This window comes from Anaerococcus senegalensis JC48 (assembly GCF_000321005.1).
GTDB classification, from domain to species: domain Bacteria; phylum Bacillota; class Clostridia; order Tissierellales; family Peptoniphilaceae; genus Anaerococcus; species Anaerococcus senegalensis.
The window spans coordinates 1,074,952-1,089,600 of record NZ_HE578907.1; the positions used below are offsets into that span (position 1 = coordinate 1,074,952).

Annotated in this window: 10 protein-coding genes; 4 read left to right on the forward strand and 6 right to left on the reverse strand. The window is 29.2% G+C overall.

All coding sequences use genetic code 11. The features are described from left to right. Positions 1 to 137 precede the first annotated feature (137 nt). The 3 genes from ASHG_RS05285 to uvrB all read right to left on the reverse strand — a co-directional run bounded on the left by ASHG_RS05285 (position 138) and on the right by uvrB (position 7,684). Entirely contained in the window at positions 138 to 1,877 is a 1,740-nt protein-coding gene (locus tag ASHG_RS05285; protein WP_040398002.1) for an Ig-like domain-containing protein, read from the reverse strand. Between the two features lie 614 nt (positions 1,878 to 2,491). Beyond that, the gene (gene uvrA / locus ASHG_RS05290) at positions 2,492 to 5,305 is read right to left on the reverse strand and encodes an excinuclease ABC subunit UvrA (protein ID WP_040398003.1); all 2,814 of its coding nucleotides are present in this window, start codon (positions 5,303 to 5,305) and stop codon (positions 2,492 to 2,494) included. A 399-nt stretch (positions 5,306 to 5,704) separates the two neighbouring features. Next, on the reverse strand, positions 5,705 to 7,684 hold the full coding sequence (uvrB, locus tag ASHG_RS05295; protein WP_040398004.1) for an excinuclease ABC subunit UvrB: 1,980 nt from the start codon (positions 7,682 to 7,684) through the stop codon (positions 5,705 to 5,707). A 184-nt stretch (positions 7,685 to 7,868) separates the two neighbouring features. Between uvrB and ASHG_RS05300 the strand changes: the two genes are divergently transcribed. Both ASHG_RS05300 and ASHG_RS05305 read left to right on the forward strand, forming a co-directional pair. Further along, on the forward strand, positions 7,869 to 8,177 hold the full coding sequence (locus ASHG_RS05300; protein WP_040398005.1) for an ArsR/SmtB family transcription factor: 309 nt from the start codon (positions 7,869 to 7,871) through the stop codon (positions 8,175 to 8,177). A 40-nt stretch (positions 8,178 to 8,217) separates the two neighbouring features. Further along, complete coding sequence (locus ASHG_RS05305; protein WP_040398006.1) at positions 8,218 to 10,065, forward strand: heavy metal translocating P-type ATPase; 1,848 nt, start codon at positions 8,218 to 8,220, stop codon at positions 10,063 to 10,065. A 23-nt stretch (positions 10,066 to 10,088) separates the two neighbouring features. On the opposite strand, the gene ASHG_RS05310 is transcribed toward ASHG_RS05305, so the two are convergent. Then, positions 10,089 to 10,850, reverse strand: coding sequence for an MFS transporter (locus ASHG_RS05310; RefSeq protein ID WP_040398008.1), 762 nt, complete (start codon positions 10,848 to 10,850; stop codon positions 10,089 to 10,091). Positions 10,851 to 10,963: 113 nt separating this feature from the next. Between ASHG_RS05310 and ASHG_RS05315 the strand changes: the two genes are divergently transcribed. Continuing rightward, entirely contained in the window at positions 10,964 to 11,239 is a 276-nt protein-coding gene (locus tag ASHG_RS05315; protein WP_040398010.1) for a GNAT family N-acetyltransferase, read from the forward strand. A 37-nt stretch (positions 11,240 to 11,276) separates the two neighbouring features. Here ASHG_RS05315 and ASHG_RS05320 read toward each other — a convergent pair whose 3' ends face one another. Together ASHG_RS05320 and ASHG_RS05325 are read right to left on the reverse strand one after the other, a co-directional pair. Next, positions 11,277 to 12,407, reverse strand: a complete 1,131-nt coding sequence (locus tag ASHG_RS05320; protein ID WP_040398011.1) for an MFS transporter — start codon at positions 12,405 to 12,407, stop codon at positions 11,277 to 11,279. Next, positions 12,404 to 13,000, reverse strand: coding sequence for an HD domain-containing protein (locus ASHG_RS05325; protein WP_040398012.1), 597 nt, complete (start codon positions 12,998 to 13,000; stop codon positions 12,404 to 12,406). The genes ASHG_RS05320 and ASHG_RS05325 overlap by 4 nt, the downstream gene beginning before the upstream one ends. Before the next feature lie 88 nt (positions 13,001 to 13,088). On the opposite strand from ASHG_RS05325, the gene glsA reads away from it, so the two are divergent. Continuing rightward, entirely contained in the window at positions 13,089 to 14,018 is a 930-nt protein-coding gene (gene glsA, locus ASHG_RS05330) for a glutaminase A (RefSeq protein ID WP_040398014.1), read from the forward strand. The last annotated feature ends 631 nt before the right edge of the window (positions 14,019 to 14,649 follow it).

Consider the following 14,649-nt stretch of genomic DNA (forward strand, 5'->3'; position numbering starts at 1 on the left):
TAGATGTGGTGATCTTGGAATACTTCTTGTTTTTCACCTGCTACGTAGTTTCCTTTTGAAGCTGGTTCTCCATTTTCTGAGTCGTATTTTACGCCTAGTTCTTTGGATATGTTTCGTCTTTTGTTCCTTCTTTTACTTTACCGTCTTCTGTTATTGTTTTCTTCTACGATGTTACCATCTTCATCTTTTGTGATGTAGATATGGTGTTCTTGGAAGCTACCTGGTTCTTCTGCTGGTTGTCCAGGATCTAGATCTCCAGTTCCTATTGATGGATGTGATGATTGTGTTAAAGTGCTTGAGTGAGATACTACTGTGCCGTCATCCATTATAACCGGGTTCCCATTAGCCTGATTTATAACTGATGATTTGAAAGATACTCCTTTATCTGTAGCATGTCCTTCTTTTAATGTCGGTTCTGCTAAAACTATATATCTTTTAGCAGGTACACTAGGTCCTTTTCCAGCTAAGTTTATACCAACATCTATTAGAGCGGTTCCATCATCATTTATAATAACAGGTAGATTTTTTACTTCTGTTGCTTTTGATAAGTCTGGAGAGAAACTATCTCTGAATGCTCCATCATCATTTACTTCATATACTTTAATTTGATTAGGATTAGTAAACTTATAGTTATTAGATTCTAATTTTACATAATTTTTACCATATATTTTTTTATTAGGCTGATTAATATATGTTGTTGTACTAATAGAATTATTATCTTTGTATCTATTTACTGACCTAATAGTTTCAATAATAGGCCTATCTTTTTTATTACCATAATCAAACACCATGTCTCTTGTTATAGTTTCACCGGCTACAGTGATGCTTACAGGTACCTTTTGTTTATTATCAGTAATTGTTTCTCTTACAGGCCATAAAGCTTGTCTGAACTTACCACGTACATTTTTATAATCGTCCAAGTAGTTTGTGAAAACATATTTTGAAGTATTAGTTTCTCTATCATAGTAAGCTTTTGCGATTAATCTGCCATCAACACCTACTATATCTGTGGCGCTTCTTGGCTCATTAATCATTCCTGGAAGTACATATTCACCGTAATCTACTGTAAAATAGTCGCCTTCTTTAACTCCATCATCTGCAGCGAAGTCTGATGTGAATACAGCATGTCCTGCGCTTGTAACCCATACTTCATTAACGTTTGATCCGCCATCCGCATATTCAAGTTTTCCATTAGTTATATGAACCTTATCATGAACATCTACACCTTCTCCTGCTTTTTGTGGAGCTTTTTCTTCTTCAGGAGCCACTTCTAATAAATTAGACTCTTGAATTTTCTTATTCAATATTGCATCAACGTCAAGATTAGAATCTTCTGCAAGTGAATTTGCTATATCTTCTTCAATTTTTGCAATTTCGCCATCTGTAAAGTTAGCATTCTTTAATGCTTGTCTTTGAGAATCTGTTAGTTTGAATGATTCTTTTTCCTCTACAACATCTTCTTTGCTATATACTTGAGTTCCATCAGTAGAAGTTTCTGCTGAATCTTTTTCATCTACTACTGGAGTTTCTTCTTCAGCAGATATTTCTGAATGAGTTTCTGCTGGAGCTTCTTCCTTTGATTCTACTTCTGGTGTTTCTTCAACTGTTTCTTCAGCTGGTGTTTCTGTTTCTTTGTTTTCTTCTACTAATTCTTCTTCACTTGTAGTCTCTGGCTCAGCATTTTCTTCAGCTACAACTTGATTTTCGCTATCAAGTTCAGCTGCTTCTGCTGAAGATGGTGATACTAAAAGTGCATAACCAAGCATACAAGATACTAATCCTATTGATAGTTTTCTTGTTGCATATTTTGGCTTTCTTTTAGAACCATTTAACTTTTTCTGTTCAATGATTCTTTTTGCAATGTTATTTTTGTCCATTGAATTTTCCTCCTTAGATATATTAGATATATTTTTAAAAATATATCTGATTACCTTTTCATTCCATTAAAAAATCAAGTTTTTACAAAGTTTGATAAACCTTAAATATAACTATCAATTTACATTTATATTTTATCATTTATATTGATTTTTTCAATATAAATAACCTAGATAGTTACATTATTTTTATATATATATATTTGAATTTAAGAAAATAATGAATATATCTAAAATTACTTTATCATTTCATTGTACATATTTACAAATTTATTTTATAACTAACTTAAATAATTTATTTTAATAATTAAAATACAAAATATTTACATAATCTAAAAAAATAAAAATTTATTCATATTTTTCAAAATCTTTATAATTATTTATATAAATAAAAAAATATACTAAAAAACAATGAACTTTGTAGAAATTTTATATTCTAATTTTCCTTTAATATCTCTCACAAAAAAAGACAAGCACATTTAAGCTTGTCTTTTTACATTAATAGAGTCAACCGATTTATCTACTTTTTATTTTTTAAATTATTTTAAATCTAACTATTAGCATTTCTATTAATTTCTATTTTTTTCTATTTAATAAATCAAATTTAAATTATAATCTTAAAGCATTTTTTTAAGAAATTGACCTGTGTAGGATTTTTTGCATTTGGCTATTTTTTCTGGAGTTCCTGTTACTAGAAGTTCTCCACCACCATCTCCACCTTCTGGTCCAAGATCTATTATGTGGTCTGCGACTTTTATTACGTCTAGGTTGTGTTCTATTACTACAACTGTATTGTTTTGGTCGACTAATCTGTTTAAAACTTCTATTAATTTATGAACGTCTGCCATGTGTAGGCCTGTTGTTGGTTCGTCCAAAATATATAGGGTTTGACCTGTTGATCTTTTTGCAAGTTCGCTTGCAAGTTTTACTCTTTGGGCTTCTCCTCCGGAAAGTTCTGTTGATGGTTGACCGATTTTTATATAGCCTAGTCCAACGTCATAGAGTGTTTGTAATTTTCTTACTATTGATGGGTGATTTTCAAAAAATTTGAGGGCTTCTTCTACTGTCATGTCCAAAACTTCTGAAATATTTTTTCCCTTATATTTTACTTCTAGGGTTTCCCTGTTATATCTTTGTCCGTGACAGACTTCGCAAGGAACGTAGACATCTGGCAAGAACATCATGTCAACTTTTATTGTTCCGTCCCCCTTACAAGCTTCACACCTTCCTCCTTTTACATTAAAGGAAAATCTTCCCTTGTCAAAGCCTTTCATTTTTGCCTCGGTTGTCATGGCAAAAACGTCTCTGATATTGTCAAATAATTTGGTGTAGGTTGCAGGATTTGATCTTGGTGTTCTTCCTATTGGGGATTGGTCTATGGAAATTATTTTGTCAATTTGTTCTACGCCTTCAATTGAATCGTGTTTTCCTGGGTGGGTTTTGGATTTATTTAATTTTTTGGTTATAGCCTTGTACAAAATTTCATTTACTAAGGAAGATTTTCCTGATCCTGATACTCCTGTTACTGCAGTAAAGGTTGATAAAGGAAATTTTACATCTATTCCCTTCAAGTTATTTTGTCTGGCGTTTTTTACTTCTATATATTTATCCCAATCTCTTCTTTCTTTTGGTACTGGAATTTTTTCTTTTCCTGAAAGATAGGCTCCTGTGATTGATTTTTTGCATTTTTTTATATCAGAAAGAGATCCTTTTGCTACAATTTCTCCTCCGTGAACTCCTGCTTTTGGGCCAATATCTACAAGAAAATCTGCAGCTTTCATTGTATCTTCGTCATGTTCTACTATTATTAGGGTATTTCCAATATCTGTTAAATTTCTTAATGATTTTATTAATTTGTCATTATCTCTTTGGTGAAGGCCTATTGATGGTTCATCTAATACATAACAAACTCCAACAAGACCCGATCCAATTTGGGTTGCAAGTCTTATTCTTTGGCTTTCTCCACCAGAAAGTGTTGAGGCTGACCTTGAAAGTGAAAGATAACCAAGGCCTACGTCTTGCAAAAATTTAACCCTTGCCTTTATTTCTTTTATTATCAATTCAGCAATTTTTTCTTTCATTGGTGAAAGTTTTAAATTATCAAAAAATTCTATAGTTTTATCGACAGACATATTTGCAATTTCTGAAATTGATTTGCCGTCGACTTTTATGGCAAGAATTTCATCTTTTAGTCTATGACCATGACAGCTTTTACATTCTTCCTCGCTCATAAAGCCTCTCATCCTTTTCTTTTGAGCATCAGAATTTGTTCTTTCATACCTGTCTGATAAATTTTTAATTGCTCCTTCAAAATGACCAGTGTATTTTTTTCTTCCAGAAAAATGACTGTCAAAGGTGAAGGAAACTTCTTTTTTTGTTCCGTACAAAATTTCATCAATCATTTTTTTTGGAGCATTTTTTATTGGCTCATCAAGGGAAAATTTATGATTTTTGGCAATGGCTTTAATCATTTCGTTATAATATGTTCCTTTGCCACTTGTGGCGTATGGGTCGATTGCTCCTTCATTTATGGAAAGATTTTTGTCAGGAATTACAAGGTCTGGATCAATTTGCAAATGAAATCCTAATCCGTTACATTCAGGACACATGCCTTGGGGAGCGTTGAAGGAGAACATATTAGGTGTAATTTCTGGAAGGGAAACGTGGCCGTCTGGACAGGCAAGTTTTGATGAAAGAATAAAATCTTTTCCATCTATTACATTTATTTCTACAAGTCCATCTGTTAGCTCTAGGGCAGTTTCCAAGGAATCCGCAAGTCTTGATTCAATCCCATCTTTTATTACAATCCTATCGACAATTATTGATATATCGTGTTTTTTGGTTTTTGAAAGTTCAATATCTTCTTCTATATCGTATCTTTCCCCGTCAATCATAACTCTTACATATCCCATTTTTTGGATATTTTGAAGTTTCTTTTTATGTTGTCCTTTTTTTTCTCTTACTACTGGGGCAAGGATTTGAATTCTTGTTTTATTTTCAAGTTTTAAAATCCTATCTACCATTTGGTCAATTGATTGAGCCTCAATTTTTTTGCCACAAACTGGACAATAGGCATCTCCAATTCTTGCAAACAAAAGCCTATAATAATCATAAATTTCTGTTACTGTAGCAACTGTTGATCTTGGGTTTCTATTTGTAGTTTTTTGGTCGATTGAAATTGATGGAGAAAGTCCTTCTATTGTATCGACATCAGCCTTATCCAAATTTCCCAAAAATTGTCTGGCATAAGATGATAGACTTTCTACATATCTTCTTTGTCCTTCGGCATAAATTGTATCAAAGGCCAAGGTAGACTTTCCAGATCCAGAAAGCCCAGTAAATACAATCATTTTATCTCGGGGAAGGGTCAGATCAACATTTTTTAGATTGTTAGTTCTTGCCCCCTTTATTACTATTTTATTTTCACTCATTTATACCTCCGCAAATTCTCTTTTTAGTTTTTTATTATATTAATTTGATTTAGTTTGGATTTTTTTAAAAAAAGTAAATTAAAAGATAAGCTTAACTCAAGAGATCTCTCCATGCGTTCGTTTCACTCACACTAAAACACGTTTGCTTTGCAAATTTTTCCGTGCTTATGAAAACTCATTTGCTTTGCAAATTTTTCCGTGCTACCGCACTAGTTTTCAGGATTTATAACCGAAATCAACGGTTATAAATCTGCACTAAATTTTAGGGATAAATATGCCAAATCAAGGCATATTTATCTAGTCGAGATGGGTTAAAGCTTGTTGTTTCTATCATAAAAATATTACTTTATTTCTACTTTTTTATTTTGGAATAAAATACTTTTTAAATTTCTTTGAATTTTATACGCCTGCAAATTCTCTTTTCATTTTTGCTATTTGATCTCTTAGTGAAGCTGCTTTTTCAAAATCCAATTCTTCTGCTGCAGCATACATTTCTGTTTCTAAATTTATAATAATATTTTCAATTTGTTCTTGTGAAAATTCTTCTTTAACTTCTTCAATTTCTTTTGTAGCTTTTGTTACTTGAATAATTTCAAAAATATTTTTCTTTATTGTTGTTGGAGTAATTCCATGTTTTTTGTTAAATTCTGTTTGGATTTTTCTTCTTCTTTCGGTCTCATCAATGGCTTTTTTCATTGATCTTGTAATTTTATCTGCATACATTATTACATGACCTTCTGAGTTTCTAGCTGCCCTTCCTATGGTTTGGATAAGGGAAGTTTCGCTTCTTAAAAATCCTTCTTTGTCTGCATCCAAAATTGTAATCAAGGAAACTTCAGGTAAATCTAGTCCTTCACGAAGAAGATTTATTCCTACCAAAACATCAAATTTTCCAAGTCTTAAATCTCTAATTATTTCACTTCGCTCTATTGTTTTTATATCCGAATGGAGGTATTTTACTTTTATTCCATTTTCCGATAAATAATCGGTCAAGTCTTCTGCCATTCTTTTTGTAAGAGTTGTAACAAGAACTCTTTCCTTTTTCTCAATCGTTTGATGAATATTTTCTATTAGATCATCAATTTGATTTTCTACTGGCTTAACGTCAATTAATGGATCTAAAAGTCCTGTAGGTCTTATGATTTGTTCAACAACTTTTCCACCGGTTTTTTCCATCTCATATGGGCCTGGAGTTGCTGAAACATAGATTGTTTGATTTATTAATTTTTCAAATTCCGGAAATTTTAAGGGTCTGTTATCAAGAGCTGAAGGTAGTCTAAAGCCAAAATCAACAAGATTTTGCTTTCTTGACCTATCTCCTTCATACATTCCTCCAACTTGTGGAATTGATACATGAGATTCGTCAACAAAAAGTACAAAATCATCTGGAAAATAATCTATTAGTGTGTAAGGTCTTGAGCCAGGCTCTCTTTGGGATAAATGTCTTGAATAATTTTCTATTCCTGAACAAAAGCCAATTTCTTCTAACATTTCTATATCATAATTTGTCCTTTGTTCAAGCCTTTGAGCTTCTACTAATTTATTTTCATTTTCAAGTTCAGCTAGTCTTTCTTTTAATTCTTCTTTAATTGTACTAATTGCTGCAGCTGCTTTTTCTGCACTTGTTGCATAGTGACTTGCAGGATAAATATATCCGTGGGAGATGTGGCTTATGACTTTTCCTGTCAAGGAATCAAATTCTGAAATTCTATCAATTTCATCTCCAAAAAATTCCACCCTGATTGCTTTTTCTTCATTTCCTGCTGGAAAAATATCTAAAACATCTCCTCTTTTTCTAAAAGTTCCACGAGAAAAATCAAAATCATTTCTTACAAATTGTCTTTCAATTAATTCTTTCATGACTTCTTCTGGAGAAATTTCTTGGCCTGGTCTTAATGATAAAACTAATTTTCTATATTCCTCTGGATCTCCCAAGCCATAAATACAAGAAACACTTGCAACAATTATTACATCGCGTCTTTCAAAAAGACTCATTGTTGCTGAGTGTCTTAATTTATCAATTTCATCATTTATTGATGAATCTTTTGCAATATAGGTATCAGTTGCAGCAACATAAGCTTCTGGTTGGTAATAATCATAATATGAAACAAAATATTCAACGGCATTATCTGGGAAAAATTCCTTGAATTCTGTAAATAATTGGTAGGCTAGTGTTTTGTTATGAGCAAGAACAAGAGTTGGTCTTTGGATATCTTGTATTATATTTGCCATAGTAAAAGTTTTACCAGATCCTGTAACTCCTTGGAGAATTTGATGGTGTTTTCCTTCTTTTATACCATCTGCAAGTTTTTTGATTGCCTCTGGTTGATCTCCTTTTGGAGTGTAGTCTGATTTTATAGTAAATTTATTTTCATTCATTTTACACTTCCTTTATGTAAATTTATCTTTAAATTTCTAATAATTTATATCTGTTTTCGTCTTTTCCAATATACACTTTCACTTTCTAAATTCAACTTATTTACTAGGGATTAAAAGCCTTATTTCTTGCTACAAATCTCCCTTTCTGCTATAATTTTTTGTGAATGAAATTAAAGGAGGGAGTATGGAAAAATCATTTGAAAATGTTTCGAATAATGATTTATTTGATTTGGCAGATTTATTTAAAGTTTTTTCTGATTCTACAAGAATTAGAATTTTATTTTCTTTGTTTGAAAATGAAAAAAATGTAAATACAATTTCAAAGGAATTAGGCTTAAGCCAATCTGCAATAAGCCGCCAACTAAGATATTTAAAAGATTCAAATTTGGTGAAAAGTAGAAGAAATGGTCAATCAATTTTTTATGCTCTTTCTGATAGCCACGTTAAATTTATTATTAAACTTGGTTTGGAACATTTGCATGAAGATAATTAATTTTGATTAATTTCAAAATTTTATGAGAGGATAGATTTTTATGGAATTATTTAAAAATATTAAAAAGGATAGAAAAAAAGATTTTTTTAAGCTTACTTTTTTTGCTATATTGATTTTTTTTACTACTTATTTAGAAAAAATTTATGGTAATAGCTACTTTATTTTTACAGCCTTTCTTTTAATTTATATTTTTTTGATTGAAAATATATTTTTAGATGCGATTTATGCACTTTCAAAAAAAAATATTACTGATGAAAATTTTCTAATTAGTATTGCTAGTTTTGCTGCATTTATTATGGGACATTTTTCTCAAGCTTGTATAATAATTTTTCTTTACAACTTGGGTCAAATTTTTATTAATCTTTCTAATGATAGAATAAATTCAAATATCAAAGAGATTATTGACATCGTTCCAAAAAAGGTAAACAAACTAAATGCAGATGGATCTTTAGCTCAAATTGATATAAGAAAAATTAAAGTCGGTGATATAATCCTTGCTAAAGATGGAGAAAAAATTGCCGTTGATGGTATAGTTCTTGATGGAGAAGGGCTTTTGGATACTTCTTTTTTGACAGGCAAAGCAATGCCTGAAGAGGTTAGAAAAAATAGCAAGATTTTGTCATCTTCTGTTTTAAAAACTGGAATTATAAAATATAGAGCAGAAAGTATTTTTGATGAGTCTATTGCTCGTAAAGTTATTGATATAATTAAAGATTCATTTAAGAAAAAATCTGATAGTGAAAAACTAATAAGTAAATTTATAAAAATTTTTACACCTTTTTTTGTAGCTATAGCTATTTTTCTTGCTCTAGTACCTCCAATTTTGGGAGGAAATTTCTGGAGATTTTTACAAAAATCTGTAAGTTTTTTAATTATATCTATGAATATTTCTCTTATAATAAGCCTTCATTTAACTTATATATCAGGGCTAATACTTTGTAGAAAAAATAAGATTATTGTTAAACAATCAAAATATCTTGAAAATTTGATTGATTGTGATTATTTTTATACTGATAAAACGGGGACTTTGACTTATGGGAATTTTGAAATAAAAGATATTATTTACTACTCTGAATATAAGAAAAATTTGATCTTAGATTATTTATATAATTTATCAAAATTATCCAATCATCCAATAGCAAAAGCTATTGTGGAAAATCTAAGAAGAAGGGACAATCCTTCATATTTTATAGCTAGTGAAAATCTAAATGGACTTGGTGTTTGGGCAAAAACTTATGAAAACGAAGAAATAAAAATTGGTTCAAAAGATTTTGTAAATATTGATGAAAATTCCAAAGATAAGGCTGTTTATATGACTATAAACAATATTTTGGTTTGTAAGATAATTTTGGAAGATAAAATTAAAGATGATACAAAAGAAAGCATAGAATTTTTGAAAAATCAATTTTTAGATATTGCTGTTTTATCTGGAGATAGTGAGGTTAATGTAGAAAATCTTGCCAAAGATCTTTCCATTTCTTATGCAGCAGAACTTAAATCTGATGATAAATTTGAAATAATAAAAAATGAGCAAAAAAATGGTCATAAGCTTATTTTTGTAGGTGATGGAGATAATGATAGTCAAATTTTGAAAAAGGCAAATCTTGGAATAAGTATGGGCCAAGTTGGGTCTAACCTTTCTCTTGAAGCATCTGATATCCTTATCTCTGATAAATCTTATTCTAAATTAAAAGATTTAATAAATATCGCAAAAATTGTAGATAAAACTGCTAAGAAAAATCTTATTTTTATAATATTTGCAAAAATTCTTATGATAATTTTAGCTCTTTTAGGCTTTGGATCTATGTGGCTTATGAGTCTTATAGAAGTTAGTATTTTATTAATTACAATTTTAATTTCTTTAAATATATTAAATAAAAAAATATAGGAGGATATGCCCCCTATATTTTTTTATACATTTCTACTTATAGTAAATTCATTATTTTCATTTTCTTTAATTGGATCTTCTATATCTCCAGTTAAATCTAAATAATTATCAGCAAATCTTGCTGCAATAATTGGAGAAATTACTACAAAAAATATTCCAAAAATAAACATACCTATAAAGGTCATACCAATAATAGTTTCAAAAGATTTTGAAATATATGCAATTAACAAAGAGATACCAACAAAAACTATTAAAGGCAAAACTACAAATAATAAATAAGTCAATATTGTTTTACCAAATAATTTTTTCCCAACTGCAAAAACACTTTTAAAAGCATCTGTAATTGATTGGTCTTTATTTCTTGGATCAGAAACAACATGATTTGAATAAGTTGTAAAAATCGCAAGTAAAAGTGTTAGTATAGATCCAACTATACCCATTGACATAAAACTTTTTGGATCATCTTTTAAGGCAAAAAATGATGCTCCACTACCAAGAAAGGTTGTAATTAAAATTGTCAAAGCCATAATAATTAAATTTACTATTATAGCTTTTTTATCTAATCTGTGAATTTGATTAAAATAATCTCCAACGCTACCCTTCCTATTATTAATTAATCCAGAAGCAATTAAAAATGACCCAAACCAAGTAATTAATGAACTTATTATACTATATAAAATACTATCACTATTATCCTTACCAAAAGCAAAAAATAGCCCTATTGTTACAATTCCTAAAATTATTTCAAGTAAAATAATTGATCCATAACTATATTCTCTTTTCATAATATCCCCTTTTCTTTCAAAAAGTTTCAGCCTTACAAAAGTATTTATACCCAAATATAATTAATTTTCTATAATTAATATAATTTTGGGTATAAGCAAAAAGAGGTGATATTATGGAATATAAAATTAATGAAAAAGAAAAACAAGTACAAGTTTTTGATGAAGATAAAAAAATTGGCTTCATAACTTTGGTAAATAAAGGAGATTTGATAGATGCTCCTCATACAGAAGTTGATAAAGAATATGGCGGCCAAGGAATTGCAGGAAAATTGGTGGATAAATTGGTAGATTATGCTAGAGAAAATAATAAAAAAATAATTCCAACTTGCCCTTATATAAAAAATAAATTTGAAAAAGATGACAAATACAAGGATGTTTATTTTAAATAAGTAAATCTAAAAAAATCTCTCGATTATTTCGAGAGATTTATTTTTTTCTTCTCCTATAAAATATTCCTATAAAAATCAAATAGATTATAATAAATCCAAAAAATCCCTTTGAAAGTGATCTTGTATTTAGGATTTTGTCCATATTTTTCATAAAAATTGGAGCTATAAATACTCCTATGTTACATCCTATAAAAATTAAATTGGTTGCAATTCTTGAACTATGGCCTTTTACAAATCTTGGAACTTCAGCAAAAATATAAGGCATGCACATAGATTGACCAAAGGTTAAAAGAAGAATACAAATCAAAAATCCAATTAAATTTTTATCAAAATTAACTATTAACAAATTTGCAATTACATAAAAACCAAGACCAAAAAATATGGTTTTACTTTTTAGTTTTTGATTAATCGGATTAAATAAAAAAGCTGACACCATTCCAACTATTGGTACAAAATTTAGATAAAAACTTATATTTACATCCATCCCACGACTTAGACTTGCTACAAAAGGAAATCTCATAGTCATGGCAGTTGCATTTAACAAAACTATCATGGCAAGAATTATAAAAAGAAAAATATTAGAGTTAAAATCAATTTTTGTTCTTTCTTTTTTTATTTTTACATCTCTAACATTCATTTTAAAAAATATCATTATCAAAAAAGCTGATGAATAAAGTAAAAATGTATAAATATAATTAATTTTTACAAGAATTCCTGCAAGTGTATAAAGGATAATTTGCCCTGTAAATTCTGCTGCATTTCTTAACCCGTGAAGTTTAGTTCTTTCTTTATTTTCATAATAAAGTAAATTTATATAATTTGCCGAATGACCATTAAACATTCCAAGACCTGCTCCAAGAATAAATCTTGAAATAATTATTCCAGGATAGTTTTTAAAAATTACAGGAATAAGTCCACTAAGACCGACAAGACTAAGACCTAAAAGAACAGTTTTCTTAAGTCCTAAGTAAAGGGCAATATATTCTGCCAAAAAAATAAAAATCATTACAGTAAAACTTGAAAGGGTAATTATAAATTCAGCTTCATTTCTTGTAAGATTAAAAGCTTGTTGGATATAAACAAGACTTCCTGAAATTATGCTATTGCTTGTTAAAATTAAAGAAATTGATAAAATCGATAATTTTTCTTTTAAAGAATTTTCTTTCATTGTTTTTCCATATATTTTTTAAATAATTTATCAGAAAAATCTACCAAATCTAAAGAAAAATCATTTCTCAAATATTTTTCATCCAAATCTCCAATCCTAACCCTATCAAGAGCATCAGCATCTTTGAAAAGTTTTGATAAAAATCTAGCCCTATCCATATCTTTTACAAAAAATTCTTCAATAGTTTGATCCATTTTACTATCAGATCTTGAGTGAGTAGCAAGAACTGCTTGAAGAATATTTTTATCATTTTCATTTATTTTTGCATAATCAATTGAATAAAGAGCAGCCCTATAACCATGTTCTGTGTCATAAGAATCATCCACCCTTTTTGTATCGTGAAGAGATGCTGCAAATCTTAAAATATCTGTGTCATTTTTATCTAATTTATAATGATAAGCCAAAAGAATAGAAAGTAAAATTACTCTTTCAATATGACCTTGACCATGAATTTGACTTTGATAAAGTATATCTGTATTTAAATTTTTATATGTATCTAGCAAAGTTTCATAATAAGATGATTTTTCAAAATCTTTGAAAAATTTATAATCATCAAGCCACTTATCTTCATTTAAAATATCTAAAATAAGCATAAAAAACTCCTTTTTAATTTCTTTAATTATTTATTATTATATCAAATAGGGTAAATAATTTATAGAAAATTATAAGTAGGTGATTATTATGTTTATGAAAAGAGAAGATATAGAATTAAAAATTGAAGAATGTATACAAAAGGCTAAAAGATACGAAGGCATTGGAGAAGTTGCCTCCTACATTCCAGAACTTAAAAATGTAGACGAAGATTCTTTTGCACTTTCAATTGTTACAACAAGTGGAGATATTTATAATTTTGGAGAAAGTGAAAAAATATTTTCAGTTCAATCAATTTCAAAAGTTTTTACCCTAATGATGGCTTTAATGGATAATACAATTGATGATGTTTTTTCAAAAGTTGGAACAGAGCCAACAAGATATGAATTTAATTCCTTAATTCCAATTGACCAAAGAGCTGCAAATCCTTTTATAAATGCAGGAGCAATCACAACAACCTCTATGATTCACGGAAAAAATAAAGAAGAAAAATTTAACAGGGTTATGGAGCTAATTAGCCAAATGAGTAATAATTCTGAATTTAGTTTTATGAAAGATGTATATGAGTCAGAAATTTCTACAACAGATAGAAACAGAGCTATTTCTTACTATTTAAAAAGCAAAAATATTTTTGATCAAAACGCTGATGAAGTTTTGGATCTATATGTAAGAATTTGTTCAATTGGTACAAATGTAGAATCTCTTGCAAAATTTGGAGCAATACTTGCAAATGAAGGATTTGATATTTATTCATCAAATCTAATTGTTCCACAAAACATAGTCCAAATGACAATCGCCCAAATGGCATCTTGTGGAATGTATGAAAAAAGTGGAGAATATTTGATGAAAGTAGGAATTCCATCAAAATCTGGAGTAGGCGGGGGAATCTTGGGAGTTGTTCCAAATAAATGTGGAATTTGTGTGTATTCACCTAGATTAGACAAATCAGGAAATTCAGTAATTGGAAAAAATTTATTAAAAATATTATCAGCTGACTTAGGACTTAATATATTTCTGTAGAAATATTTGAAAGACTTTCTGAATAAAAAATTTAATAAGATAATAAATTATAATATATTTTTAATTCTTCGTTACTAAGGGGACAAATTAGGGGACTTCCGATTGTCCCCGCAATTTTTCCCCTTAAACCCCTTTCAACGAACCCCCTTAACCGGCCCTTGCAGGGAGCAAAATCAGAAAGAAACTTACGTTTCTTTCGTTTTTTAGATTGATTATCCAAATTCAATAAAAATAAGTACCCAAAATAAATAAATTCAAAGTTCATTAAAAGAGAAAAAATAAACTCACTACCGTTCAAACAATTTTTTCTCTAATAATTCACTTGAATTTATAGTTATTTTTAAATAGCAGTCAATCTTTAAAAATTTGAGAGAAGCGTTAGCTTCTTACCTAAATAGCTCCATGCAATGGTCGGTTGCAGGGGGGCAAAAAAGTGGGGGTCGTTAGGGGGAGGAAAAAGGGGGAGAATCGAAACTCCCCCATTTCCTCCGCCCTAACATTCCGAAGTATTAATTTTATAAAATGATTTTATTTAAAATTAAAAAAAGAAGCTTTTTCAAGCTTCTTAAACTGTTATAAAAATAATAGAATTACTCATTTAGAGCAAATAAACTAACTATTATTTAGGTTG

Excerpts from the sequence above, each read along its gene's own strand:
- ASHG_RS05285 (WP_040398002.1), bottom strand. The coding sequence starts at position 1,877 with ATGGACAAAAATAACATTGCAAAAAGAATCATTGAACAGAAAAAGTTA.
- uvrA (WP_040398003.1), bottom strand. The coding sequence starts at position 5,305 with ATGAGTGAAAATAAAATAGTAATAAAGGGGGCAAGAACTAACAATCTA.
- uvrB (WP_040398004.1), bottom strand. The coding sequence starts at position 7,684 with ATGAATGAAAATAAATTTACTATAAAATCAGACTACACTCCAAAAGGA.
- ASHG_RS05300 (WP_040398005.1), top strand. The coding sequence starts at position 7,869 with ATGGAAAAATCATTTGAAAATGTTTCGAATAATGATTTATTTGATTTG.
- ASHG_RS05305 (WP_040398006.1), top strand. The coding sequence starts at position 8,218 with ATGGAATTATTTAAAAATATTAAAAAGGATAGAAAAAAAGATTTTTTT.
- ASHG_RS05310 (WP_040398008.1), bottom strand. The coding sequence starts at position 10,850 with ATGAAAAGAGAATATAGTTATGGATCAATTATTTTACTTGAAATAATT.
- ASHG_RS05315 (WP_040398010.1), top strand. The coding sequence starts at position 10,964 with ATGGAATATAAAATTAATGAAAAAGAAAAACAAGTACAAGTTTTTGAT.
- ASHG_RS05320 (WP_040398011.1), bottom strand. The coding sequence starts at position 12,407 with ATGAAAGAAAATTCTTTAAAAGAAAAATTATCGATTTTATCAATTTCT.
- ASHG_RS05325 (WP_040398012.1), bottom strand. The coding sequence starts at position 13,000 with ATGCTTATTTTAGATATTTTAAATGAAGATAAGTGGCTTGATGATTAT.
- glsA (WP_040398014.1), top strand. The coding sequence starts at position 13,089 with ATGTTTATGAAAAGAGAAGATATAGAATTAAAAATTGAAGAATGTATA.